Below are 25,535 nucleotides of genomic sequence, written 5' to 3' on the forward strand. Positions count from 1 at the left end.
CGAACCGCACCGAATCAGTCGTTATCGACACCCTCGGGAGAATGATGCCGACCAATACCTTTTCCGATGGAACCTCGAACGCCGGCGGGCCCGACCCGTCCGGCAGCGCTGCCCGCAAGAAGACGATCTGGCCCTTCATCGTCCTCCTGGCAGTCGTCGTGCTGGCCGCCATCTACGTGGTGATCGGCTTCTTCAGCGGTCGTATGCTGGCACCGGGAACGACCGTGGCCGGAATCGATATCGGCGGCAAGTCCGCGACAGACGCCGAGACCACCCTGCGCAATGATCTGCGCGATGACGCGGAGAAGGTCATCGTCTTAAAGGCCGGAGAGCCGACGGCGAAGCTCGACCCGGAGAAGGCCGGAATCACCTTCGACGCGGAAGCGACAGTCGAGCGCATCACCGGCTTCAGCCTCGACCCCACCGTCATCTGGGACCGCCTGTTCGGCGAAGATGAGGTCGACCCCGTCATCGAGGTCGATGAGGAGAAGTTCGACAAGGAAACCGCGAAGGTCACCGAGGCACTGACCGTCGAACCCAAAGACGCCGAACTCGAGTACGACAAGACCACACCGAAGGTCAAGGACGGCAAGAACGGCCAGACTGTCGACACCGCCGCCGTGCGCACCGCCGTGGACGAGAATTGGCTGCGCACCGAGGGTGCTCTGCCGGTCAGCCCGACGAGCGTCGATCCCGATATCACCACGGACGAAGCCGAAGACATGGCCGACGGCTTCGCGAAAGACGCCGTGAGCAAGGATCTCACGATCACCGCGAAACCGGCGAAGGACGCGGACTCCGAGGTCAAAGGCGGTGACCTCACAGTGTCCCCGAAGACCGTCGCGAAGACTCTGACGTTCAAGGCTGAGGACTCGAAACTCAAACCGGTCTTCGATCAGGACGCTCTGCAGAAGTCCGTGCTGGCCGCGAACAAGGACATCGGTCGGCCGGCCGAAGACGCGAGCTTCGAGATCAAGGACGGCAGACCCGAAGTCGTTCCCTCCCGCGACGGAATCGGGATCAAGGCCAAGGAGCTGACCACCGCAGTCACCGATGCCATCAACGGCAAGGACGACAAGCCCACCGTCACGTTGTCCTCCGTCAAACCCGAATTCACGACGAAGGACGCGAAGAAGGCCGATGTCTCCGACACCGTGTCTCACTTCTCCACCGGGTACAAATCGGAACCCGGCCGAGACACCAACCTGCGGGTGGCGTCGAAGAAGGTCTCCGGCACCGTCGTCCAGCCCGGGGAGCAGTTCTCCCTCAACGAGGCTCTGGGCCAGCGCACCGCCGCGAACGGCTACAAACCTGCCGGCGTGATCTCCGAAGGGCAGATGAAGGAGGACTACGGCGGCGGAGTCTCGCAGGTGTCGACGACGCTGTTCAATGCTGCGTTCTTCGCCGGCTTCGACCTCGACGAGCATCAAGCTCACTCGCGCTATATCTCCCGCTACCCGGAAGGGCGGGAGTCGACTCTCGACTGGTCCTCGATCGATATGAAATTCACGAACAACTCGAAGACCCCCGTCGTCCTCGACATGTACCTCAAAGACGGAGAGGTCCACGCGAAAGTCTTCGGCGTCAAGAAGTACGACGTCTCGGCCGACGCCTCGGACCGGTTCAACCACACCTCACCGGGATCGGTCACCGAAAGCGGGCCGTCATGCACTCCGCAGTCACCGAAGGGCGGCTGGTCGATCCGCATCACCCGTACCATGAAGGACATCGCTTCGGGCAAGACCACGAAGGACGGCTTCACCACGGTCTACCGGCCGGTGAACAAGGTCGAGTGCAAGGACTGAGCCCACTTCGATCGAGTGCACCCGTCTGAGCGCGGCGGCAGTGTCGAGCTCTCTCCGACGGGGCCGCGCCCAGTCGGTGCAGAGCCGACAGCTGCCGGTCAGCGGGCTTCGGCGTACCAGGACCGGTGACGCACAGTCGCACCGACAGAGGCGAAGAGACCCAGCGACGCGTCATTGCTCGACTCGATATCGACGAGGTAGGACCGGACTCCGCGCTGCGCAAGCAGCGCCGCCGCGGCAGAGACCACCGAACGACCGGCACCGCGACGCCGCAGATCGGGGCGAGTGATGAGGTTGGTGATAACACCCCACTTGCTGCGTTCGACGACCCTGCACGCCGCCACCATGGACTTCGAGCCATCGGGATGCTCGGCGTACGCGGTGACGAACTCACACGGCTGATCGGCTTCGATGAGCGTGCGGAACGCCTCTGCCGAACCCGGTTCCTCACCGGGGCTGCGCTGGGACGTCCACGCGGCGAAATGCTCGGTAGTCGGCGCATCGGCGACGTCGATGATGAGTCCGGGAGCGGCCGCCTCGGCGGAGGAGGACGCGCCGCCGGCCGCTTCGACCGTGGCGCCGGTGAGCAGCAGGGTGGCCTCCGATGGGGTGTAGCCGCGAGCAGAGAGAAGGGGAGCGAGCCCCTCGCATTCGGGCGCCAGCGCCGAGGAATCGTCGGCCGAATAGATCTGGATGCGACTGGGCCTGTTGCGGGTCCGGTACCACTCTTCGACGGCGTCGAGGCTCTGCTCCCAGCCCAGACCGGAATCGGTCACCGGCAGGCAGGAATTGGCGCGGCGGGTCGCGGATTCCGAATGACGCAGCAGCCAGCCTTTCTGCAGCAGGCTGACCTCGGCGGCCGACTCGGTGCCTTCGTTGCGCAGGTTCTCCACGTGCAACCACGACACGTCGTGGGGGAGCCAGGCGGCAGCGGAGATGCGCCGCAGATCCACGGCGGAGACGACCTCATGCGTGCGTCCGGCCTTCGTCGGGGCCGGGGGGACCTCATGGACGAGGAGGACCTGGTCGCGAGCGATGCGCAGCGGACCGCGCTTCGTATCGATTTCGAGCCCCGCCGCGTCGACGGCTGTGACGACGCCGAGGGCATCGGACGTCGAATGGGTGTCACCGGGCTCGAGCGAATACCGCACGACCACTCGTCTGCCGGGCTGCAGATCGTCCACTTCTGGCCTTCCTCCGCGAAATTGATGCCCTCCCACCCTATGACACGCACATCCCGGACCGGCGCAGGCGTGAGCGGTGATGTCAGATGCAATGCGAATCACCTGAGACCGGTGGGCACGGGAATCCGGCGAAGGCGTATTGTGGGATGTATATGCGCACCATCTGTGAGTCTTTCGAGGAGTCAGCCCAGTGACGTACATCATCGCCCAGCCCTGTGTCGACCTCAAGGACAAGGCCTGCATCGACGAATGCCCCGTCGACTGCATCTACGAAGGCGAACGCAGCCTGTACATCCACCCCGACGAATGCGTCGACTGCGGTGCGTGCGAGCCTGTGTGCCCCGTCGAAGCCATCTTCTACGAAGACGATGTGCCCGATGAGTGGGAAGAGTATTACAAGGCCAATGTCGAATTCTTCGACGACCTCGGTTCGCCCGGAGGCGCTGCGAAGCTCGGCAACACCGGCAAGGACCATCCGATCATCTCGGCCCTGCCGCCGCAGAACCACGACGACTGAACGATGACGAACGCTTTCGGACTCAACCTTCCGGACTACCCCTGGGACCGCCTCACCGAATTCCGGCGGCGGGCCGAGGCACATCCGGACGGAGTATGTGACCTCTCCATCGGCACGCCCGTCGACCCCACCCCCGAGGTGATCCGTCGTGCGCTGTCGGACGCAGGAGACGCCCACGGCTACCCGACGACGGCCGGCACCGCGCAGCTGCGCGAGGCCATCGCCTGGTGGTACGAGCATTGGCATTCGGTCCAGCTCGATCCCGCGACTCAGATCCTGCCGACCGTGGGATCGAAGGAGCTCGTGGCCTGGCTGCCGACGCTGCTGGGGCTGCGTGAACGAGGACTGAGCGTCGCCTGTCCCTCCGCCGCCTACCCGACCTACGAGATGGGTGCGACGATCGCCGGGGTCGACTGCCTCCGCGTCGACGCCGCGCAGATCGTCGACGGAGCCTCCTTGGACGGCATCGGGCTGCTGTGGATCAACACTCCGAGCAACCCGACCGGCGAGGTCCTCGACGTCGACACCGTCGCCGAGGTGGTTCGGCGTGCTCGTGCCGCCGGAGTCGTCGTCGCTTCCGACGAATGCTACGGACTGCTCAATTGGGAATCCGATGAGCCGGCACCGAGTGTGCTCTCGGCCGCGGGGGAGTCTTTCGCCGGCGTGCTGAGTGTGTACTCGATGTCGAAGCAGTCGAACCTCGCCGGGTACCGTGCGGCGTTCGTCACCGGTGATGCCGAACTCATCGCCGATCTCACCCGATCCCGCAAACACGCGGGAATGATCGTGCCGTTCCCGATCCAGGAGGCGATGGTCGCCGGACTGCGCGACACCGCGCACGTGCTCGCTCAGAAGGGGGCCTATCGGTCACGGCGCGAGCAGCTGCGAACTGGTCTCGAAGAGTTCGGATTCCGCATCGACCATTCGACCGCCGGTCTCTACCTGTGGTCGACCGCGGACAAGAACTGTTGGGAATCCCTGGCTGACCTGGCCGAACTCGGCATCGTCGCGGGTCCCGGCGAGTTCTACGGGGCTGCGGCGGCCGACCATGTGCGGATTGCGCTGACTGCCACCGACGCACGGATTCGGGCCGCGGCTGAGAGGCTCAGAGCCGCCGCGAACTGAACCCGGAGCGGGGTTGGGCGCTCGGAAACCGACGGTTTCCGAGCGTCCGCTAAGTTCGTGCTAAGACTTCGTTCAGGGCAAAATATCTGTCATCTGCCCTGCTCAGGAGTATTACCGACCAGTAGATGCAGGGTGCAGTGATTTTTTGATTCCCGCAGTTGTCGGTAGTCTTTGAAAGAACTGTGCAAGATACCTCAGGAAGTTCTTGAGGTCGATCAACGGTGAGGAGATCGAATGACTTCGGAGGCGAACCTCAGGATCGCTGATAAGGAGCTGACACTGCCCGAGGTGTCGGCCGCAGCGGGCAACAACGGATACCGCATCGGCTCTCTGCTGAAAGAGACCGGCTCGGTCACATACGATCCAGGGTTTGCCAACACCGCAACCACCTCGTCGTCCATCACCTACATCGATGGTGACAACGGCGAACTGCAGTACCGCGGGTACCCGATCGAACAGCTCGCCGAACAGTCGAACTTCGTCGAAGTCTGCTACCTCCTCATCTACGGTGAGCTGCCGACTCAGGAACAGTACGACGCCTTCGACGCTCGCCTGCGCGGACACACCATCGTCCACGAGGATCTGCGCCGCTTCTTCCGCGCGTTCCCGTACGATGCCCATCCGATGCCCATGGTGGCAGCTGCGGTCGCGGCTTTGTCGACGTTCTACCAAGATGACCTCGATGTCTTTGACGAAGACCAGATCGACACCTCGTCGTTCCGTCTGCTCGCGAAGATGCCGACCATCGCCGCTCTCGCGCACCGGAAGAACATGGGCCTGCCGGTCATCCACCCGGATAATTCGCTCAGCCTCGTGGAGAACTTCCTGCGTGTGAACTTCGGCGTTCCCGCTGAGGAGTATGAGCCGGATCCGCTGGCGGTCAAGGCCATGGATCAGTTGTTCATCCTCCACGCCGACCACGAGCAGAACTGCTCGACCTCGACTGTGCGTCTCGTCGGCTCCTCGCAGGCGAATGTGTTCCAGTCGATCTCGGCCGGCGTCAATGCCCTGGCCGGACCGCTGCACGGCGGCGCGAACTCCGCAGTTCTCGAGATGCTCGAGCAGATCGCGGCCTCGGACGACGGACCGAAGAAGTTCATGGAACGCGTGAAGAACAAGGAAGACGGCGTTCGTCTCATGGGCTTCGGACACCGCGTTTACAAGAACTACGATCCGCGTGCGAAGATCATCAAGAAGACGGCGGACGAGGTGCTCGCCCGTTCCGGCGGCGACCCGCTGCTCGAACTGGCTCAGCAGCTCGAAGAGATCGCGCTGGCCGACGACTACTTCGTCGAGCGCAAGCTCTACCCGAACGTCGACTTCTACACGGGCCTCATCTACAAGGCGCTCGGATTCCCGACGAATATGTTCACCGTGCTCTTCTCGGTCGGCCGGCTGCCCGGCTGGATCGCGCAGTGGCGTGAGATGATCAAGGACCCCGAGACGAAGATCGGCCGTCCTCGCCAGATCTACACGGGTGAATACAACCGGACCTATAAGGACATCAGCGAACGCTGAGTCCCGGTGATCGGCAGTCCGCTTTTCCGCGGACGACTGAGCACCGCCACGGTACGGGGAATGCCGCGATCAGACGCAACGGCGTCGGAGCAGAGTCTTCTGCCCGACGTCGTTGGTCATTCACTATTCCCGATCGCTCGGGCTCTGCCGCAGCATCCCTCACCCCTCGTGCCATAACCACCAGCAGGAGCGGGGCGTTATGGCAGTCCCGGGACGTCTTGCGACGATGGCGGTGTTTCGGCACGAAGCATGCTGGATGGCGGGCGCCGGCACAGAAATGAATGCGCAGAGCACACGCTGCCCCGGGAGTGAATGAATGTGCTGAGGGCGCGTCCACACGATGTGAACGCGCCCTCAGCGATTCGGCTGGGCCGACGGTCAGTGCAGGTCGGGGTTGAGCTCGATGCCCTTGGAGTCGCGGGCGATCGCCTCGACGGTGCCGGTGACCGAATTGCGGCGGAAGAGGATGTTGTTCTTCCCGCTGAGGTCGGCTGCCTTGACCACGGCATCGCCTTCGCCGGGAACCGTCACGCGGGTGCCGGCGGTGATGTAGAGGCCGGCTTCCACGATGCAGTCGTCGCCGATGGAGATGCCGACTCCGGCATTCGCACCGAGCAGGCTGCCCGAGCCGATGGAGATGCGGTGTGTTCCGCCGCCGGAGAGCGTGCCCATGATCGAGGCTCCGCCGCCGATGTCCGATCCGTCACCGACGACGACGCCCTGCGAGACGCGGCCTTCGACCATGGCCGAACCCAGCGTGCCGGCGTTGAAGTTCACGAAGCCTTCGTGCATGACCGTGGTGCCGGGAGCCACGTGGGCGCCGAGGCGGACACGGTCGGCATCAGCGATGCGCACACCGGAGGGGATGACGAAGTCGGTCATCCGCGGGAACTTGTCGAGTCCGTATACGGCGACGGGTCCGCGGGCCAGCAGCTTCGCGCGAGTGGCCTCGAAGTCTTCGGGCGAGCAGGCGCCGAAGGACGTCCACACGACATTGGCGATATGGCCGAAGATGCCGTCGAGGTTGACATCGTTGGGAGCCACGACGCGGTGGGAGAGCGCGTGCAGACGCAGGTAGGCATCGGCCGCCGAGGCGGGACCGGCGTCGAGATCGATCGTGGTGGTGACGACCTCGGAGCGGGTGCTGCGAGCCTCATCGGTGCCCACCAGGGGGTCGAGGCCATCGTCGGCTGTGCGGGCGGTGGCGGCCGCCTCGGCGGCGTCATGGGTATCACCGGTGCTCAGGGCGGGGTACCAGACGGAGAGGACGGTGTCGGAGTGAATCGTGGCGAGTCCACGTGCGGAAACTATGCGTTCTGTCATGCCTCAAGCCTAGACGGTGGCGCCGTACTAGGCTAAGAGACATGACTGTCGATCCATCTGCTGAGACTGATGACATATTCGCTCCTGCCGGCGAGCTCGGTGAGTACCTGTTCGCCGCACTGGGCGACCCGGCCGAACTCACCGGCCGCCTGTGCGCCGTCGAATCCGTGTCCGGGAACGAAACCGCCCTGGCCGACGCCGTCGTCGACGTGCTGGAGAAGATCAGCGCGGGACCGGGACCAGACCTGGAGATCCTCCGCGATGGAGACACCATCGTCGCCCGCACGAACCTCGGTCTGTCCGAGCGCATCGTCGTCGCCGGCCATCTCGACACCGTTCCTGTCGAAGACAACCTTCCGCCGGTGCGCACCCACATGACCGGAGAGAACTACCCTGACGATGAGGTCATCTGGGGCCGGGGAGCCTGCGATATGAAGGCCGGAGTGGCGATGCAGCTGTCCACGGCGGCAGCACTGACGGCACCGAGCCGCGATGTCAGCTGGGTCTTCTACGACCACGAGGAGGTCGATGCCTCGCTCAATGGGCTCGGCCGCGTCTCCCGCAACCACCCCGACTGGCTGGCCGGCGACTTCGCGATCCTCGGCGAACCCTCGAATGCCTCTGTCGAAGGCGGCTGCAACGGAACCATCCGCGTCGACGTCACCACCACCGGGGTCCGCGCCCACTCGGCCCGGGCATTCATGGGCGTCAACGCCATCCACTCCGCCGCCGAGGTGCTCACCAGGCTCGCCGAATTCGAAACCGACACGGTCACGGTCGACGGCCTCGACTACCGCGAATCCCTGTCCGCCGTGAACATCCGCGGGGGAGTCGCCGGAAACGTCGTGCCCGACGAATGCGTCGTCTCCGTGAACTATCGCTTCGCCCCAAGCAAGTCCGCAGCCGAAGCAGAGGCCTTCCTGCGCGAGCTGTTCACCGGATTCGACGTCGTCGTCACCGACGCCGCCGAAGGGGCACGCCCCGGGCTCGACAGGGCGATCGCGCAGGACTTCATCGACACCCTCGGTCTGTCCCCGGCCCCGAAGCTCGGCTGGACGGATGTGTCGCGATTCAGCGCGCTCGGCGTTCCGGCGGTGAATTTCGGTCCCGGCAACCCGCTGTATGCCCACAAGGCGGATGAGCATGTGAGAGTCACCGAGGTGGAACAGGCCACCGCAACTCTGCGCAGCTACCTCCAGGGCCGGTGAACGAGATGACCAGAGCGACGGACGATCCGACAGGCGATGCGATAGGCGCCTCGGCAGGTGATTCTGCGGGCACCCTGACAGGCACTCCGACAGGAGATCCGAAGTCCGACACAGCCGGCGACCCGAGCTACTACAGCAAGGGGCCGCTGCGGCTGAGCGGTGACCAGGTGCCGGATGCGACGACGGACCAGCGTCTCCTCGAATCGAAGTCGGGCACCGACTGGGTGCACGAGGATCCGTGGCGCGTCATGCGCATCCAAGCCGAGTTCGTCGAAGGATTCGGCTCACTGGCAGAGATCGGACCCGCCGTGTCGATCTTCGGCTCCGCCCGTCTCAAAGCCGGCACGCAAGCCTATTCGGACACCCGAGAGATCGCCCGCCGCATCGCAGAGAACGGCAATGCGATCATCACCGGCGGAGGACCCGGAATCATGGAGGCCGGCAACCACGGCGCCTGCGAGGGCGGGGGAGTGTCCATCGGACTGGGCATCGAGCTGCCCTTCGAAACCGGCCTCAACGAGCACGTCGAACTCGGCGTGAACTTCCGCTACTTCTTCGTGCGCAAGACCATGTTCCTCAAGTACTCGCGGGGATTCGTCGTCATGCCCGGCGGCTTGGGCACACTGGACGAGCTCTTCGAGGCCCTCACCATGGTCCAGACCGGCAAGATCACCTCGTTTCCGATCGTGCTGTTCGGAACCGACTATTGGCGCGGACTCGTCGATTGGATGCGCGATTCGCTTCTCGCCGCGGGAACGATCAGCGAAGCAGACCTGCACATGTTCACCCTCACCGACGACATCGATGAGGTCGTCGCCGCGATCGGACCGGGAGCGAATGACTCAACCGCGTCGAATCCTGTGGACGGCCGACAGTGAGGGGCGGCACTTCACCAGCGGCGGAGACCGAACGGTTCGATCTTGCCCGCGCCCGGCCCGGCACCCCAGCGATCATGGCCGTGATCAACCGCACCACCGATTCCTTCTACGAATCCGCCGCCACCCTCGACGAGGCGATCACCGCCGTCGAGGCGGCGGCCTCCGCCGGTGCCCGCATCGTCGATATCGGGGGAGTGCGCGCCGGTCGCGGCCCGGAGATCTCCGCGAGCGAGGAGATCGACCGCGTGTGCCCGACCATCGAAGCCGTCGCCGGGTCCCACCCGCACATGCTCATCAGCGTCGACACCTGGCGCCATGAGGTCGCCGAGGCCGCCTGCCGGGCCGGCGCGGGACTGCTCAATGACACTTGGGCCGGGGTCGACCCGAAACTCGCCGAGGTGGCCGCCCGACACGAGGTCGGCATCGTCTGCTCCCACACCGGGGGATTGGATCCGCGCACCGACGCTCACCGCAACCGCTATGGTCTGCAGGCCGGTGACGTCGTCGACTCGACCCTGTCCGGCGTCATCGAGCTCGCCGAGGCGGCCCGCGCGGCGGGCGTTCCCGACGACCGAATCATCATCGATCCGACACCGGACTTCGGAAAGAACACCTATCACTCGCTGCGGCTGCTGCGCGAACTCGAACGGTTCACCGCCACCGGCTACCCGGTGCTGCTGGCGATCTCACGCAAGGACTTCGTCGGTGAGGCGATCGGAGAGGTCGCCCCGCAGCACCGCCTGTACGGCACGATCGCCGCCACCGCGCTGGCCATCGAGAAAGGCGCGGCGATGATCCGTACCCACGACGTGCGGGCGACTGCCGACGCCATCGACGTGACCGTGGCGATCACCGGCGAAGCGGCACCGAAACACACCGTGCGCGGACTGCGCTGAGCGTTCCGCGCACTTGCCTATGCGAAAATGGGGGCATGCCTCTGTGGATTGTCATCGGTGTCGCGGCCGCGATCTTCGTCCTCGTGTTCGTCGTCGCGGCGACCTTCAACGTCTTCTCGTCCGAAACCGTCGACGAGGCCGAAGAACGCTGGACCGGGCTGCCTGCGGAGTTCACGAGTAAGGACCTGGAGTCGGTGCGTTTCCGGCCCGCCCTGCGCGGCTACCGGATGGACGACGTCGACGAGGCCATGGCGGTGCTGCGCGCACGCCTGAGCGAGCTCGAATCCGCGACCACCTCCGCCGAGGCGGCAACCACAGCCGGCCCGACGACCGCTCCTGACGGACCGGAAACCGCTGCCGGATCACGATGACCCGCCCCGCAGACCTGCCCGGAATCACCCTCGCCTCCGAAGTCTTCGACTCCTCCCGCTTCAGCCGCCTTGGCGCTCTGTTCATGAGCCTGCCCGTGTGGCTGCAGGCCGTGGCCGTGTACTTCGCATCCCGGGTCGTGAGCATGTCGATCTTCGCCGCGGTCCTCAAACGTCAGGACCCGGCGAACTGGTCGTCGTCCCCGGTGAGCACGACGCTCAATGACTTCCTCAACTTCTGGGACGGCGGCTGGTACGGACGCGTCGCCGATGAGGGGTATCCGCGCATCCTGCCCGTCGACGATACGGGAGCGGTGGCGGAGAACCAGTGGGCATTCTATCCGCTGCACCCGTCGATCGTGTCCACTCTGGCCGACCTCACGGGGCTGAGCTACGAGGTCATCTCGCCGATCGTGTCCACGCTTGCCGCGGGGCTGGCCTCGATCGTCGTCCTCCACCTCTTCCGGAAGTACGTCGACGCCGGACAGGCCCTGATGGGACTGGCGCTCGTGATGTTCTTCCCGCCGGCCGCCATCTTCTCCACCGGCTATGCCGAATCCCTGACTCTCCTGCTGCAGGCGACGGCGCTCTTCCTCGTGGTCGAACGCCGCTATCTCACCGCACTCCCTGTCGTCGTCTTCATGGATCTGTCGCGACCCATCGGCGTGGCGTTCTCGTTCTTCATGCTCTTCCACCTCATCGACCGCTTCCTCCGCCGCCGCAGCGATCCGTATCCGGCCGGTGAGGCGATCCGGTCCTGGACCCTGGGCGTGCTCTCCTGCGCGGCGGCCCTCATCCACCCGATCCACGCATGGTGGGCGACGGGATCGCTGACGGCCTATACCGACACCGAGGCGGCCTGGCACACCGGAGAGACCACGTTCGTCGTCCAGTGGGTGGCTCGGTCGATCAGCCTCATCGGTCCGCTCGGCCCGGTGCTGCTCGCCATCGTCATCGCCGGAATGCTCGCCCTGATCTTCTCTCCGGCCGGCGCGCATATGGGACGGACCCTCCAGCTGTTCTGCCTCGGCTACGGTGTGTACCTGCTCATCTTCTTCAACCCGCAGACCTCCACCCTGCGACTGCTGCTGCCGCTGTTCCCGATGGCGCTGACCCTGGCGCTGGTGCGCTCCCGAGGCTACCGGGCAGCGATGCTGGTGGCCTATATCCTTCTCCAGATCGTGTGGGTCGCCTACCTGTGGCACTTCACTCCGCCCGCCGATCTGCCGCCGTGACCGTCCATTGAGTGGGAGAGTTACCGGGAACGCGCGGATCATGGAATAATCGGGAGTACATCTTTCGGTCCACCTGGTGTGAACCGTCTTTGTATGACAACGGAAGGAAGAGCCCATATGGCAGCCCAGAAACCCCGCACCGGCGACGGACCTCTGGAAGTGACCGAAGAAGGCCGAAGCATGGTGATGCGGCTTCCAGTCGAAGGCGGAGGTCGCCTGGTGATCGAACTCAGCAGAGATGAAGCCACCGGACTCCACGACACTCTCGCCCAGACACTGGGGCTCTGAGCCGACGGCCGCAGAACACGGCCGGACGGAGACGCACGAACAGCAGAGACTTACCTGTAAGTCTCTGCTGTTTTCGCTTCACCGGGTCTTCTGCAGAAGCAGCAGACCTTCGCCGATGGGCAGCAGCACCCGCTCGAGGTGTTCCTGTTCCGCGATGCGGTTGAGCATGCCGCGGGCAGCTTGGGTACGCGGGCTGCGATCGACGGGATCGGCGACGGCGCCTTTGAGCAGCGTCTTGTGGATGACCAGCAGACCCTGGGAGTCGAGCAGCCGCAGTGACGGCTGGATCATCCTCTCCAGATTGCCCGGCTCCACGTCGATGAAGACCATGTCATAGGCCGCGGGAGCGAGTCGTTTGAGCACCTCTTCGGCACGGCCGCTCATCAGCCGCAGCCGACCAGGTCTGATCCCGGCCATGTCGACGAGGTCGCGAGCAGCGCCCTGAGTCGTGGAGTTCGTATCGATGGACGTGAGTATCCCGGCGGTGGGCATTCCGCGCAGCAGCGACAGGGTCGATGTTCCGACACCGGTGCCGACTTCGACGGCCGCCACCGGGGTGAGCAGTCGGGCAAGCAGAGTCAGCGTCTTCGCCGTGGTCTGGGACACCGGCGCGATCCCGAACTCATGAGAGTGGGTGCGAGCGGCATCGAGCAGCGGATCGGGACCGTTGTACTGTTCCGAGAAGGTGAGATCACCTGCATTTTCGCGTGCCAACCGGCCCCTCCCATCTGGTGCTGAGTTCTCCCAAGTCTAACCGCATTCGGGATCGATTCCGTGGGTGCGCCACAGCCGATCGAGTTCATCGACATCGAGGAATGCCGTGCGTTCGACGCGCTCGTGAGAATGCGGAGTGCCTTCGTCATCCCAGTGGATGCGGGCTCGAGCGAAGATCTCGGCCGGCAGAGCCCCGGCCGCATTGACGACCCGCCACCACGTGACGTTCGACCCGAATTCCCGCATCACCCGCCCGACGTAACGGGGTGAGCAGTCGGCGACGGCGCCGACCGTTCCGTAGGCGACGACGCGCGCGGCGGGAACGAGTTCGACGATGCGCAGCACCCGTTCGACGGCTATCTCGTCCACTGCACCTCCCGGCATGATCGAGATGTCGAACCTGTGCTGACCATGAGTCGATGCTACCGCCGTCCACGGTAGACTTGAGACCATGTTCGGTATCAACGGCACCGAGATGGTGATTCTGATCGTTGTGGCGTTGGTCGTCATCGGACCCAAACGCCTGCCCGAATACGCTCAGAAGCTGCGCGACTTCGTGCGCCAGATGCGTCGCATGGCCGAAGGCGCGAAAGACAGCGTCCGACGCGATTTCGGCGACGACTTCAAGGACGTGGACTGGCAGAAGCTCGACCCGCGTCAGTACGATCCGCGCCGGATCGTGCGCGAGGCACTCGTCGAAGAGGACGCGGCCATCCGCGAATCCAAGCGTCAGGAACGGAACGCCGGCGAATCGTCATCGGCAGAGTCCTCAGGTGCTGCAGCGTCGACTCGGACCGACACCGAGGCGGCCCCCGCCCGGGAATTGTCACCCATCGAACGGTTCCAGACCCAGGTCGACCTGCGCGACCGTTCCGCCGCGGCACCGTTCGATCCTGAAGCCACCTGAGCCACCCCGGAAGCCACCTGGGACTGAGGCCGACGGCGTCTGTTGGGAATGTTTTGCATTCCCGCCTCCGTGCAAGCGTCAGTGGCTCAGTTCTTCATCACCGCGGGATGTTCGGGATTCGAGCACAGCTCATCGCCGTAGCCGCGGCAGAAGTACGACCCGCCCTTCTTCCACTCGATCCCGGAGAAGAGCTCGCGCACCGTCACTGCGTAGAGGCCCTTGTCCGCCACTGCCGAGAACACCTCCCGAGCCGCCTTCGCGGTCGACGGATGAATGGAATGCATGAGCACGATTGATCCGGGGCGAGTCAGAGACTGCACACGTCGGACCGTCTTCTTCGCATCTCTGTGCTGCCAATCTCCGGTATCGACGTCCCAGACGATCGCAGGGCCGCCCAGAGCATGTGCTGCGCGTTTGTCGAGGGCACCGTACGGTGGACGGACGAGGGGCTCCTCCTTCACTCCGACCGATCGCAGTGATCTGTCCGTCCGGTCGCGCTCTCTGCGGATCGTCGCCGAGGAGGTCTTGTCCATCTGCACATGCGAGAACGTGTGATCGTCGACTTCATGGCCGGCGGAGATGATGCGCTCGGCCACTTCGGGGAAGGCATCTGTGTTCTTCCCGAGGAAGAAGTATGTCAGACGGATGTTCGCCTCATCGGCTGCGTCGAGGATCGTCTGTTCGGTCTTCGCCTCTCCGGGACCGTCGTCATAGGTCAGCGCGACACAGGGCAGCAGCGCGCAGGAGAAATCGGGGGAGGGCAGATCGAACGGCCGCGGCAGTTCGAGACTGCTGTGCAGCGCCTTCTGGACACGGACGCCGATGGAGGACAGATCGGTGTCGGAGACCGCAGCGTCATTGATCGTCAGCGTGCCGGTGTCATCGGCGCCGACGGCTGCCCGGTCGAGAGGTGCGGCGAAGAGCCGGCGGGCATTGACCGTGCTGTCGTGGGCGAGATCGGTCAGCAGCAGCCTCGTCTGCGGATGCGGCGACTGAACATCGACTGCGGTGACGACGAAGTTCCCGCCGCTTGCCAACACCCGAGTGCTGATGTTCACAGCACGCGGGTCGACTCGAGACGCAGGAGCGTCATCGATGCTGGTCTGCGCTGGTGTGAAAGCCGTCGCCGGCCACCTGTGGACAGGTGCCGTCTGCACGGGGTCGAAGGCAGAGCGATCGGCGAAGCCTCCGAAATCGTCGATCAGCGACAGCACATGTTCTTCGATCGCCGCATTCAACGAGGCGGCCGTGGGCAGACCGAAGGTGTGGACGTCCAGTCGAGGCGTGCGTTCGTCTGAGACGAGCGCGTAGCTGCGCAGCACTGCGGAGAGAGCGTCCCGGTTCTCGGCGGCGATCGTTCGGTGCGCGGGTTCCACCGACCGTCCGGGGGCGGGGTCCGCTCGAAATGCAGTGACGACAGCTCCGGCCAAGAGGACGAGAGCGGTCAGAGCGCTGAGGCCGGCGAAGACAGAGTAGACGAGGGTATCGCGAGGGGAGAGAGGAGACACCGACTCAGACCGGGCTCAGGCCCAAGGACCTGCCGGACAGGCCGCGACTGCGTCGCCGCAGCGACTCCGCAAGGGCGTCGAAAGCCCCCGCCGCAGGCGAAGCGGGATTGCCGAGCACGACAGGGGTACCCGCGTCCGAACCTTCCCGCAGACGAGTGTCCAAGGGGATCTGAGCGAGCAGCGGAACCTCCCGATCGAGGGTGGCGGCGAGGTTCTCGGCCACGCTGGCACCTCCGCCGGAGCCGAACACCTCCATCCGAGTGCCGTCGGGCATCTCCATCCATGACATGTTCTCGATGACTCCCGCCAACGTCTGCTTCGTCTGTGTGGCGATGGATCCCGCACGTTCGGCGACTTGGGCGGCCGCCGACTGCGGCGTGGTGACGACGAGGAGTTCGGAACCGGGCAGCAGCTGTGCCACGGAGATCGCAATATCACCTGTGCCGGGAGGCAGATCGAGCAGCAGCACGTCGAGGTCGCCCCAGAACACATCGGTGAGGAACTGCTGCAGAGCGCGATGGAGCATGGGACCGCGCCAGACGACGGCCTGGCTCGGCGGGACGAACATGCCGATGCTCATCACCTTCACATTGTGAGCGACCTGGGGCAGGATCATCTCATCGACGCGGGTCGGCTTGCCGGAGAGACCGAGCATTCCGGGGATGGAGAAGCCGTAGATATCGGCATCGACGATGCCGACGCGCAGACCTTTGTCCGCCAGGGACACGGCAAGGTTCGCGGTCACCGACGATTTTCCGACGCCGCCTTTTCCGGACGCGACGGCGTAGACCTTCGTCAGCGACTCGGAGCGATTGAACGGGATGTCGCGGGTACCGGTGCCCTGCAGCTTCTCCTTCATCGCCTTGCGCTGTTCGGGGCTCATCGTGCCCAGCACGACAGCCACCTCGGTGACCCCGTCGACTCGGGCCACTGCGGCTTCAGTGTCCCGGGTGATGGTGTCCTTCAGCGGGCAGCCGGCGATCGTGAGGAGAACAGTGACGGTGACCTTGCCGCCCTCGATGCCGATCGATTCGACCATATCGAGTTCGACGATGTTGCGGCGGATCTCCGGGTCGATGACGCCGGTCAGTGCCTCTCTCACAGCGTCTTCAGAGGGACCAGTCATACCCACGTCCTTTCCTTCCCGGATCAGTGCTGCCGGGCTCTCAACCCTACCGCTTCGCCCGTCGTTCCGTCATCCGCTGCGCGGGCCGCCTCGGCGCTGTTCGGTCGACCGGGAATCGGTGTCGTCGGACCGGTCACCGTCCTGTCTCTCCTCTTCCAATTCCTTGAGCAGATCCTTGAGCTCGGACCGGATGAAGTCACGGGTGGCGACCTCACGCATGGCGATGCGCAGCGCCGCCACCTCCCGTGCCAGGTACTCGGTGTCGGCGAGATTGCGTTCGGCGCGCTGCCGATCGTGTTCGAACTCGACGCGGTCGCGGTCGGTGCTGCGGTTCTCTGCGAGCAGGATCAGCGGGGCCGCATAGGACGCCTGCAGGGACAGGATGAGGGTCAGCAGGGTGAAGTTGAGCGACCTCGGGTCGAACTGCCACGATTCGGGCAACAGGGTGTTCCACAGCAGCCACACCGCACAGAAAACCGTCATTCCGACGAGGAACGCGGGAGTGCCCATGAACCGGGCGAAGGCTTCGGCTCCCCGCCCGAAGGTCTCGGGAGACACGGCGAAGCTCGGGAGCTTGCGTTTGCTCGACCTCGGGATCTCGAAATCATCGACGGCCATATCTACCCCCTGCTGCGATCGTCACGACCGGTGGTTCGCCAGTCCTCGGGCAGAAGCTCGTCGAGGACGTCATCGACGGTGACCACACCGACGAGGCGATCATTGTCGTCGGTGATCGGCACCGACACCAGATTGTACGCGGCCAACAGCTTCGCCACTTCGCCGAGAGGAGTCTCCGGCGACAGCGGTTCGACCTCGGTGTCGAGCATGATGCCCACGGCCTCGTGCGGGGGATGGCGCAGCATCTCCTGGATGTGGACGAGGCCGAGGTACTTGCCAGTCGGGGTCTCCACCGGCTGACGGCAGACGAAGACCGCCGCGGCCAGGGCTGCAGGCAGGTCCTCCCGGCGCACATGTGCCAGGGCCTCGGCGACGGTGGCTTCCGGGGTGAGGATCACCGGTTCGGTCGTCATCAGACCGCCGGCGGTGTCGTCGTCGTAGGCGAGAAGAGTACGCACATCCTCGGCCTCATCGGGCTCCATGAGAGTCAGGAACCGTTCGGCCTGATCATCACTGAGCTCGCCGAGGAGGTCGGCCGCGTCATCAGGTTCCATCTCCTCGAGCACGGTCACGGCTCGTTCGGTCTCGAGCCCCGTGAGGATCTCGATCTGGGTTTCGGCCGGCAGCTCCTCGACGACGTCGGCGAGGCGTTCGTCATCAAGTGCCCGGGCCACCTGGAGGCGACGGGACGAATTCATCTCGAAGAGCACATCGGCGAGGTCGGCAGGCTTCGTGTCCTGGTAGGCGGCGATGAGCTGGGTGGCTTCCTGATCGACCTCGGAGTCCACCGGATGGTCGGCATCCGTCCAATCGATCTGCTTGGTCTCACCGCGCCGGCGGAACGCGGCGAAGGCGCTGCGTTCGGGCACACGTCGCACAAACAGGCGGGTGACCTCCCAGTCCTTGTTCACCTGCTGTTCGATGCCGACGTCTTCGACGAGCACCGGTGAGTTGTCCTCCCGCAGACGCAGCCGCCGGTCGAGTAGGTCATTCATCACCAGGGTCTCCGACTCGCGCTGTTCGAACCGGCGCATATTCACCAGACCGGTGGTGATGACCTGCCCGGAATCGATCGCGGTGACCCGTCCCATCGGCACGAATACGCGGCGGCGGCCCGGCACCTCGACGACGAGGCCGATGACTCGGGGGAACTGCCGCATCGTCGCACGGTAGACGATGACGGCGTCGCGGACACGGCCGACCTGATCTCCGAGAGGGTCGAACACAGGGGCGGAGACGAGCCGGGCGACGAAGACTCTTTTCGGTGGACCACTCATGGTCTCAGACTACGTGGTGCGTGGAGATTTCAGTGGTTGCCGCAATGAATTGAATCCAGATCACAGTCGCCGGCGGTGAACCGACCGGGCGTCGGGTTCCATCCGCCCTCTTCTCCTATTCATCAAGCCGTCCTGCCTGCTTCATCTCGTTGTCGCCCCGTCTCCCTAGGGTCGTTTCTCGGCAGAACCCACCACAGTCGAATACAGGAGAAATCCATGCAGACACGACGAATCCGCCCGCGCACCGCTGCCGCAGGCTTGGGAGCCTGCGCCGCGCTCTCACTCTTCGCTCCGCTTCTCTCACCGACCTCGGCAATGGCCGCGGACGCGCCGGCCGAACTCTACGAAGGCCACGTCCAGGTCGACCGCGGCAAGGCCGACGATCCGAAGAAGTTCACCGGACAGGTCTTCGACGACGTCAACGAGAACTCGAAGCTCGATGGTGATGAGAAGGGCGTATCCGGCGTCGCGGTGAGCAACGGAGTCGACGTCGTCCAGACCGACGGAGACGGCCGCTACGAGCTGCCCGTGCGAGAGAACATGACCGTTTCGATCACTCAGCCCTCCGGATGGCAGGTGCCCGTCGATGAGGACAAGGTCGCACAGTTCAGCTACAACCACCTGCCCGAAGGCTCCGGCGAACTGGAGTTCGGAGGCATCGAACCCACAGGTGAGACGCCGAAGGCCGTGAACTTCCCGATGATCGAATCGCAGGCCTCGGCGAAGGACGACCAGAACTGCCCGATCGCGTCTGACACCCAGGCCTATGACATGACGGAGATGGGCTACGCCCGTGACGGAGCCGTCGGCGACCTTGCCGACCGCAGCGATTACGGAGCCTGCGGAGTGCTCCTGCTCGGCGACAACGTCGGTGACGACCTCAGCCTCAATGACGAACTGCGCGATATCTACTCGCAGATGAACGGCCCTGTCCGCGTGGCACCGGGCAACCACGATCAGGACTACGACGCCGTCGATGACTCACATGCCCTCGACACATTCCGTGATCAGTTCGGACCTTCGTACTTCTCCTACGACGTCGGCAAGACCCACTTCGTCGTCCTCGACAGCATCGAATACGAAGGCAAGGCGAACCGGAAGAAGTACAAGGAGAAGATCTCCGAGGAGCAGCTGACCTGGCTGGAGAACGATCTGAGGAACGTGCCGAAGAACGCGCAGGTCGTCATCGCCACCCACGCGCCCATCCTCACGCACAAAGAGGTCGTCGTCGACAATGCGAAGGACTTCTACGACGTCATCGCCGACTATCCGAATGCTGTGACCGTCGGCGGGCACACCCACACGCAGGAGAACCTCGTTGCAGGGGAGACGCGGAAGGAATGGGCGGAAGCCGGGATCGAGAAGCTGCCGAACACGCAGATCGTCGCCGGTGCCGTCTCCGGTGACTGGTACTCCGGAGGCCTCAACGCCGATGGACTGCCGTACTCATTCACTCAGGACGCTTCCGAGCCGGGCGTGCTCACTCTCGAATACGACGGGGCATCGCGCAGCGAACGTTACACCGTGCGCAACGAATCAGATGACCATCAGCTGCTGCTCGGAGTGAACTCGCCGCAGTGGCGTGACTGGGCGCAGAAGGCACAGGAGTGGCAGGACGCAGACAAGGAAGGTGAGGCGCCGGAGGCAGTGTCCGAACGCGTCGTCACCCGCGATGACCTCAAGGAAGGTGAGACCTGGCTGACGTCGAGCTTCCTCGCAGGCACCTCCGACGCCCGCGTCGAGGTCAGCTTCGACGGCAAGGCACCGAAGCGTTCCGAGCACACTCAGCCGGGCAAGGGCGAAGCCCTGGCGAAGGGCTGGGAGTATACCGATCCGTACACAGCTTCGCAGAATCTGCGCACCTCCGGCAGCGTCGGCCAGTCGAGCTCGCACCTGTGGCGGACCGAGATCCCCTCGGATCTCGATCTGGGCACCCACACCGCCGAGGTGACCGGAACCGACCGCTACGGTCGTGACTTCACCCAGACGGTTCGGTTCACCGTGGTCGAGGACGAGGCCGCGGCGAAGACCGAATCGCAGAAGCTGCTGCGTCAGGACGGCTTCGACGCTCAGCAGAAGAAGGAAGTCCGGGATCCGAAGGGTCTTGACTCCGAAGAGGCACAGTCGGTCCGCAACGACTGACAGTCCAGCAGGAGCAGCATCTCAGCGCGGCCCTCGGATGGCACCGCTTGAGTGCTGGACTTGCTGAGAGAAGCGGGGCCCGCCGAACGGCGGGCCCCGTCTCTGCGTTCAGAGTGAAGTGAACGCAGAGGTGAAGTCCGGTGCGATCTCGCTCAGTGTCGGCGGCTGCCCCGATGCCCCGGCGACGGGTGTCGCCGAAGCATGGGCGTCGAGGATCGCCAGGCTGAGAGCATCGGCCGCCGCTGCGGTGATCATCACGAGCTCGCGAGTGGCGGCGTCGCGGTCTGTCGGCAGCTCATCGGCTCCGGTGGCGATGCCGAAGACCGTGTCACCGTCGAAGAGAGTGTGCGAGGGCTGCACTGCTCGTGAGATGCCGGCATGCGCTCCCGCGGCCATCCGTGTGGTCTGAGCCGGGTCGAGTCGTGCGTCAGTGGCGACGATCGCGATCGTCGTGTTCTTCGCCGCCGTCCCGGAATCCGCCGGCGGTGCGGCGGGAAGACCCTGCACCGTCGGCAGATCGAGACCGATCGAGCGCAGCAGCGGCTCCAACCACAGGCCGCCCGACGGGGTGCCGATCGTCCCCAGCGAATTCGCCGCGACAAGTGCCGCGACGGTGGTCCCGCTGGGCAGTCGGACGGCGAAGGATCCGAGTCCTCCACGCAGAGTCTGAAAGCCCGACCGGGCACCGAGGCCAGCTCCGACGCTGCCACGGACCTCGTCGATCCGACCGGACAGCGCCGCGTGTGTCGCTTGGGCGCCTTCGTTCGGTCTCGGCGGGGCCACGGAGCCGTCCCCGCGACCGAGGTCGTAGATCGCGGCGGCGGGGACGAGCGGAATGACCGCGCCGGCGAGTCCGGGAGCGGGGAATCCGAGTCCCGCCTCGGCGAGGGTGTCGACGACGCCGGACACGGCACCCAGGCCGAACGCGGACCCGCCGGTGAGGACGATGGCATCGGCGCCGTAGGAGTGCGTACCCGGCGCGATGACGTCGGTCTCACGCGTGGCGGGACCGCCTCCGCGGACATCGACGCCGATGGTCGAACCGGACGGGGGCAGCACGGTGGTGATCCCCGTCATTCGGGCAGCGGTGAACTCACCGGCATGGCCGAGGCGGATACCGGGGATCTCGAGGATTCCGCGCCCGCGGAACGGGCCGGGCTGCGCGATAGGGCCGGAACCGCGTGCGGCATCCGAGGCCATCAGCAGTCCTGGGACCGCCCCTGCACCCAGGCCTCGATCTCGGCGCGGGTGCGGGGGAAGTCGGCGGAGAGGTTCTCGACTCCGTCGGCGGTGACGAGAACGTCGTCCTCGATGCGCACGCCGTTGCCGCGGAACTCCTCGGGCAGCAGCAGGTCATCGGACTTGAAGTACAGTCCGGGTTCGATGGTGAAGACCATTCCCGGTTCGATGGTCGCGTCCAGGTACATCTCCGCTCTCGCCTGAGCACAGTCATGGACGTCGAGGCCGAGGTGATGGCTGGTGCCGTGGACCATCCATCGGCGGTGCTGCTGTCCTTCCGGAGACAAAGACTCGGCAGCGGAGACCGGCAGCACACCGAACTCTTCGAGACGTTTCGCGATGACCTCCATGGCCGCCTCGTGGACCTCACGGAACTTCACCGGACGGTTGGGGTGGTCGGCGGCCACGGCGAACGCTGCATCGGAGGCTTCGAGCACAGCGTCGTAGATCTTCGCCTGCACCTCGGTGAAGGTGCCCGAAACGGGCAGGGTGCGAGTGATGTCCGCAGTGTAGAGCGAATCGGCTTCAGCTCCGGCATCGACGAGGATGAGATCGCCGTCGCGGACCTGACCGTCATTGCGGATCCAGTGCAGGGTGCAGGCATTGTTGCCCGAGGCGGCGATCGTGTCATAGCCGACTCCGTTGCCGTCGGAGCGAGCGGCGGTCTCGAACGCGGTCTCGACGACTCGCTCACCACGACGGTGGCCGAGCGCCTTCGGCAGCGATTCCACGACATTGTCGAAACCGGCACGGGTGATGGCGACGGCTTTGCGCAGCTGCTCGACCTCGTGGTCATCCTTGATCAGGCGCAGCTCGGAGAGCATCTGAGCCAGTTCGGCATCCCCGGCCTCGGACGTCTCGAGATCGGCCTGGACCTGGGTGCGAGCGAGGTCGATGACTCCGTCGATGCGGGAATCGGCCTGGCGGACGAGGCGGACCGAGATGGCCCCGAGATCCTTGGTGATGGCGTCATCGACGGTCGCGGAGCTCTCCGTGGCGATGCCGGTCATGGTGGACATCGCTTCGAGGTCCGCGCGCGGACCGACCCAATACTCGCCGTAGCGGGAATCGGAGAAGAACTCCTCGGTATCGGCACCGGCGCGGGGGCGGAAGTACAGCGTCACGTCGTGGCTGTCACCCTCGGGTTCGAAGACGAGGACGGCGTCGGGTTCGGAATCGGCTTCCAGACCGGTGAGGTGGATGAACGCGGAATGCGCGCGGAAGCGGTAGTCGGTGTCGTTCGAGCGGACCTTGAGTCCGCCGGCGGGAACGACGAGCCGTTCACCGGGGAATGCTGCCGAAACGGCGTCCCGTCGGGCCGGGGTGAAACCAGCGGCGGCGAGAGCTTCGGCGTTGAGCGGAGTGCGATCCCATCCGGAGGCGACGAAGTCGCGGAAGGCGGTGGAATTCGGGCGATGTGAGCGGTTGTTGACGCGGTCTGCGAGGTTCTGAGTCGAGTCTGGGGTATCTGAGTTCTGCTCTGTCATGTCGCCAGTCTAGACGGGCGGAGTGACATGGTGCGTACAGGTGGAAGTCGGAACGACAGATGCAGATACACTGTCACCATGGTCATCGATCTCCATGTGCACACCGCATTCTCGGACGGGACCCAGACCCCTTCCGAACTCATCTCAGAAGCCTCGATGGAGGGCATCGACGTCGTCGGTCTCACCGACCACGACACCACCGCAGGTTGGACCCTTGCCGAAGATGCCGCCCGCGTCTACGGGCTCGGACTGGTGAGGGGAATGGAGATCTCCTGTCGCTACGAGGGAATCAGCGTGCACCTGCTCTCCTACCTCCACGACCCATACGACACGGGGCTGGCCGAGGTCGTGCAGGAGACGCGGCGGGCACGCCTCGACCGAACGCACCTCATCATCGAGCGACTCGCCGAAGACTATCCGATCGACATAGATGCTGTGCTCTCGGTCTCCGGCGAGGACGCCACGATCGGACGTCCGCATATCGCCGATGCGCTGGTGGCAGCCGGCGTCGTCGAGAGCCGCACAGAAGCGTTCTCATCGATTCTGTCCAGCCAGGGCAAATACCACGTGTCCCTGCCGACGATCGACCCGATCACGGCGATCGGGCTGATCCGGGAGGCCGGGGGAGTCTCGGTCTTCGCTCATCCGCGTGCGGCCATGCGCGGTCGCGTCGTTCCTGATTCGGCGATGACCGAATTCATCACCGCCGGACTCGACGGACTCGAAGTCGACCACCGCGACAACCCTCCGCAGGAGCGTGAGGCGATGCGGCGTCTGGCACATGAGCACGATCTCATCGTCACCGGTTCCAGCGACTACCACGGGACAGGCAAACCCAACCGCCTCGGCGAGCACGTCACCTCAGACCATATGTTCGCCAAGCTGCTCGAGCGTGCGGCCTCACGGCCGGGCGGAGTCGACTACATCCAGGGCTGATTCCGGCAACAGCCGCTGGCCGCGCCAACCTGCACCCCGGGACCGACCCCGACGTCATCTCAGGGCTGAGGTCAGCCGAGGATTCTGCGCAGATGCAGCTTTCCCCAGGCGAAGCTCAGCCCATAGGACAGGGCGGCCATGAGGGCGAGCAGACCCAGATACTGGATGACGAGCAGGACCGGCGCAGCATCGACGTCGAAGAGGCGTTCGAAGAAGAGCTCGAGGAAGAACACGTGGACGAGGAACGCACCGAATGATGCCGTCGCCATCGTCGTGAAGACCTTCTTCGTCCGCTCGCCGAGGCGGATGCGCGAGACGAGGAGGATGACGCTGATAGCGAGTCCGATGATGAGCGGGTTCGCATTCTCGATCGGATAGGACCGTCGCGACTCCCACCACAGCACGCCGAGCGCCGAGACTGTGAAGAGCAGGCACAGCGTCCAGATCGGCGGACGCAGCTCATATGCGTGGTGGATGACGAAGGCCCCGACGGTGAAGTAGACGACCTGATACGTCGCGAAGTCCCATTTCCATGCATCCTGATCCGAGCCGATGAGTTCGAGCGCGAACGGAGCCCAGACGGTCGATCCCGCGAGGACGACGGCGAGGGTCGCGAGCTTCCACGGGCGCTGTCCCTTCCAGAACAGGACGAGCGTGCCGAAGACGAGGATGAGCGGAATGTACGCGTAGAGATACCACAGGTGGAAGGCCGGTCGTCCGGCCTCGAGGAAGCTGCGGGCGAGGTCGTGGCGGACGTTGACCTCATCGGTGTCGAAGAGGTTGAAGCCGAGCACGAAGATGACCGACCAGGCGGCCAAGGGCACGACATGGCGGACGATGCGGTCCCACATCTTCGCTTCGGTGCGTGGGGGTGCGCCGGCGAGCACGGCCCAACCGGCGATCATGAAGAACATCGGCACGGCCCAGGGATTGACCGCCTCGGCGAGGTGGCCGAGCCACCAGGCATCGCTGCCCTCGTCGGAGCGTCCGATGAGGACGCCGCCCGAATGGCCGATCATGACTGTGAGTCCGGCGAGCACTCGCATGACGTCGACGTCATGGCGATGCGTCTTCGGGATCCTCGGCTGTGCAGTCGGGGTCTGGGACTGTGCGGTCGGGGCCTCAGACTGTGTGGTCGGGGAAGGTGTCGTCGTCGGCTCCGCGGTGGAGAGGTCGACCCGGGCAGGAGCTGCGGGGGACTCGTCGTCCAACCGGCGTGAACCGAACAATGACTCA

General features: G+C 65.0%; 24 protein-coding genes. 13 read left to right on the top strand and 11 right to left on the bottom strand.

Translation table 11 applies throughout. The features are described 5' to 3' along the window. Positions 1-41: 41 nt before the first annotated feature. On the top strand, positions 42-1,805 hold the full coding sequence (locus GUY30_RS07175; protein ID WP_228281791.1) for a VanW family protein: 1,764 nt from the start codon (positions 42-44) through the stop codon (positions 1,803-1,805). A gap of 98 nt (positions 1,806-1,903) precedes the next feature. Here the strand turns inward: GUY30_RS07175 and GUY30_RS07180 are convergent, their stop codons facing one another. Then, positions 1,904-2,989 (bottom strand): GNAT family N-acetyltransferase, encoded by a 1,086-nt coding sequence (locus GUY30_RS07180; RefSeq protein ID WP_167195603.1) that lies wholly within the window; start codon positions 2,987-2,989, stop codon positions 1,904-1,906. 190 nt (positions 2,990-3,179) lie between these two features. Between GUY30_RS07180 and fdxA the strand changes: the two genes are divergently transcribed. From fdxA to GUY30_RS07195, 3 genes are all read left to right on the top strand, one after another. Next, positions 3,180-3,506, top strand: coding sequence for a ferredoxin (gene fdxA, locus GUY30_RS07185; protein WP_025776980.1), 327 nt, complete (start codon positions 3,180-3,182; stop codon positions 3,504-3,506). A 3-nt stretch (positions 3,507-3,509) separates the two neighbouring features. Further along, positions 3,510-4,631, top strand: a complete 1,122-nt coding sequence (gene dapC, locus GUY30_RS07190; RefSeq protein WP_167195605.1) for a succinyldiaminopimelate transaminase — start codon at positions 3,510-3,512, stop codon at positions 4,629-4,631. Between the two features lie 234 nt (positions 4,632-4,865). Then, positions 4,866-6,149 (top strand): citrate synthase, encoded by a 1,284-nt coding sequence (locus tag GUY30_RS07195; protein ID WP_167195607.1) that lies wholly within the window; start codon positions 4,866-4,868, stop codon positions 6,147-6,149. A 378-nt stretch (positions 6,150-6,527) separates the two neighbouring features. On the opposite strand, the gene dapD is transcribed toward GUY30_RS07195, so the two are convergent. Continuing rightward, positions 6,528-7,472 (bottom strand): 2,3,4,5-tetrahydropyridine-2,6-dicarboxylate N-succinyltransferase, encoded by a 945-nt coding sequence (gene dapD, locus GUY30_RS07200; RefSeq protein ID WP_167195610.1) that lies wholly within the window; start codon positions 7,470-7,472, stop codon positions 6,528-6,530. Positions 7,473-7,513: 41 nt separating this feature from the next. On the opposite strand from dapD, the gene dapE reads away from it, so the two are divergent. From dapE to GUY30_RS07230, 6 genes are all read left to right on the top strand, one after another. Continuing rightward, complete coding sequence (dapE, locus tag GUY30_RS07205; RefSeq protein ID WP_167195613.1) at positions 7,514-8,680, top strand: succinyl-diaminopimelate desuccinylase; 1,167 nt, start codon at positions 7,514-7,516, stop codon at positions 8,678-8,680. A 5-nt stretch (positions 8,681-8,685) separates the two neighbouring features. Beyond that, the gene (locus GUY30_RS07210) at positions 8,686-9,558 is read left to right on the top strand and encodes an LOG family protein (protein WP_167195616.1); all 873 of its coding nucleotides are present in this window, start codon (positions 8,686-8,688) and stop codon (positions 9,556-9,558) included. Continuing rightward, the gene (folP, locus tag GUY30_RS07215) at positions 9,555-10,454 is read left to right on the top strand and encodes a dihydropteroate synthase (RefSeq protein WP_228281792.1); all 900 of its coding nucleotides are present in this window, start codon (positions 9,555-9,557) and stop codon (positions 10,452-10,454) included. Before GUY30_RS07210 ends, folP begins: the two co-directional genes overlap by 4 nt. A gap of 35 nt (positions 10,455-10,489) precedes the next feature. Further along, a complete protein-coding gene (locus GUY30_RS07220; RefSeq protein ID WP_167195619.1) occupies positions 10,490-10,825 on the top strand; it encodes a DivIVA domain-containing protein in 336 nt (111 codons plus the stop codon). Then, a complete protein-coding gene (locus tag GUY30_RS07225; RefSeq protein ID WP_167195622.1) occupies positions 10,822-12,057 on the top strand; it encodes a hypothetical protein in 1,236 nt (411 codons plus the stop codon). Before GUY30_RS07220 ends, GUY30_RS07225 begins: the two co-directional genes overlap by 4 nt. A gap of 117 nt (positions 12,058-12,174) precedes the next feature. After that, complete coding sequence (locus GUY30_RS07230; RefSeq protein WP_064485784.1) at positions 12,175-12,345, top strand: DUF3117 domain-containing protein; 171 nt, start codon at positions 12,175-12,177, stop codon at positions 12,343-12,345. A 78-nt stretch (positions 12,346-12,423) separates the two neighbouring features. On the opposite strand, the gene GUY30_RS07235 is transcribed toward GUY30_RS07230, so the two are convergent. After that, entirely contained in the window at positions 12,424-13,059 is a 636-nt protein-coding gene (locus GUY30_RS07235) for an O-methyltransferase (RefSeq protein ID WP_167195625.1), read from the bottom strand. A 36-nt stretch (positions 13,060-13,095) separates the two neighbouring features. Then, on the bottom strand, positions 13,096-13,428 hold the full coding sequence (locus GUY30_RS07240; RefSeq protein ID WP_167195628.1) for an MGMT family protein: 333 nt from the start codon (positions 13,426-13,428) through the stop codon (positions 13,096-13,098). Between the two features lie 82 nt (positions 13,429-13,510). Between GUY30_RS07240 and GUY30_RS07245 the strand changes: the two genes are divergently transcribed. Next, complete coding sequence (locus GUY30_RS07245) at positions 13,511-13,966, top strand: twin-arginine translocase TatA/TatE family subunit (protein ID WP_167195631.1); 456 nt, start codon at positions 13,511-13,513, stop codon at positions 13,964-13,966. An 86-nt stretch (positions 13,967-14,052) separates the two neighbouring features. Here GUY30_RS07245 and GUY30_RS07250 read toward each other — a convergent pair whose 3' ends face one another. From GUY30_RS07250 to GUY30_RS07265, 4 genes are all read right to left on the bottom strand, one after another. Continuing rightward, positions 14,053-15,474, bottom strand: a complete 1,422-nt coding sequence (locus GUY30_RS07250; RefSeq protein ID WP_167195634.1) for a polysaccharide deacetylase family protein — start codon at positions 15,472-15,474, stop codon at positions 14,053-14,055. 4 nt (positions 15,475-15,478) lie between these two features. Beyond that, positions 15,479-16,600: an Mrp/NBP35 family ATP-binding protein gene (locus tag GUY30_RS07255; protein ID WP_167195637.1), complete on the bottom strand. Its 1,122-nt coding sequence runs from the start codon at positions 16,598-16,600 to the stop codon at positions 15,479-15,481. Between the two features lie 69 nt (positions 16,601-16,669). Continuing rightward, positions 16,670-17,218 carry a DUF1003 domain-containing protein gene (locus GUY30_RS07260; RefSeq protein ID WP_167195640.1) on the bottom strand — a complete coding sequence of 183 codons (549 nt, stop codon included), beginning with the start codon at positions 17,216-17,218 and terminating at the stop codon, positions 16,670-16,672. Positions 17,219-17,220: 2 nt separating this feature from the next. Continuing rightward, positions 17,221-18,495 (bottom strand): magnesium transporter MgtE N-terminal domain-containing protein, encoded by a 1,275-nt coding sequence (locus tag GUY30_RS07265; RefSeq protein ID WP_167195642.1) that lies wholly within the window; start codon positions 18,493-18,495, stop codon positions 17,221-17,223. A gap of 216 nt (positions 18,496-18,711) precedes the next feature. Between GUY30_RS07265 and GUY30_RS07270 the strand changes: the two genes are divergently transcribed. Then, a complete protein-coding gene (locus GUY30_RS07270) occupies positions 18,712-20,637 on the top strand; it encodes a calcineurin-like phosphoesterase C-terminal domain-containing protein (RefSeq protein ID WP_167195645.1) in 1,926 nt (641 codons plus the stop codon). Positions 20,638-20,745: 108 nt separating this feature from the next. Here GUY30_RS07270 and GUY30_RS07275 read toward each other — a convergent pair whose 3' ends face one another. Together GUY30_RS07275 and GUY30_RS07280 are read right to left on the bottom strand one after the other, a co-directional pair. After that, entirely contained in the window at positions 20,746-21,837 is a 1,092-nt protein-coding gene (locus tag GUY30_RS07275) for a P1 family peptidase (RefSeq protein WP_167195648.1), read from the bottom strand. Next, on the bottom strand, positions 21,837-23,363 hold the full coding sequence (locus GUY30_RS07280; RefSeq protein ID WP_167195651.1) for an aminopeptidase P family protein: 1,527 nt from the start codon (positions 23,361-23,363) through the stop codon (positions 21,837-21,839). Before GUY30_RS07280 ends, GUY30_RS07275 begins: the two co-directional genes overlap by 1 nt. Positions 23,364-23,441: 78 nt before the next feature. On the opposite strand from GUY30_RS07280, the gene GUY30_RS07285 reads away from it, so the two are divergent. Next, entirely contained in the window at positions 23,442-24,299 is an 858-nt protein-coding gene (locus GUY30_RS07285; RefSeq protein ID WP_167195654.1) for a PHP domain-containing protein, read from the top strand. A gap of 71 nt (positions 24,300-24,370) precedes the next feature. Here GUY30_RS07285 and GUY30_RS07290 read toward each other — a convergent pair whose 3' ends face one another. Then, positions 24,371-25,528, bottom strand: a complete 1,158-nt coding sequence (locus tag GUY30_RS07290) for an acyltransferase (protein ID WP_167195657.1) — start codon at positions 25,526-25,528, stop codon at positions 24,371-24,373. Between the last annotated feature and the right edge of the window lie 7 nt (positions 25,529-25,535).

It is taken from the genome of Brevibacterium pigmentatum (assembly GCF_011617465.1).
GTDB classification, from domain to species: Bacteria; Actinomycetota; Actinomycetes; order Actinomycetales; family Brevibacteriaceae; genus Brevibacterium; species Brevibacterium pigmentatum.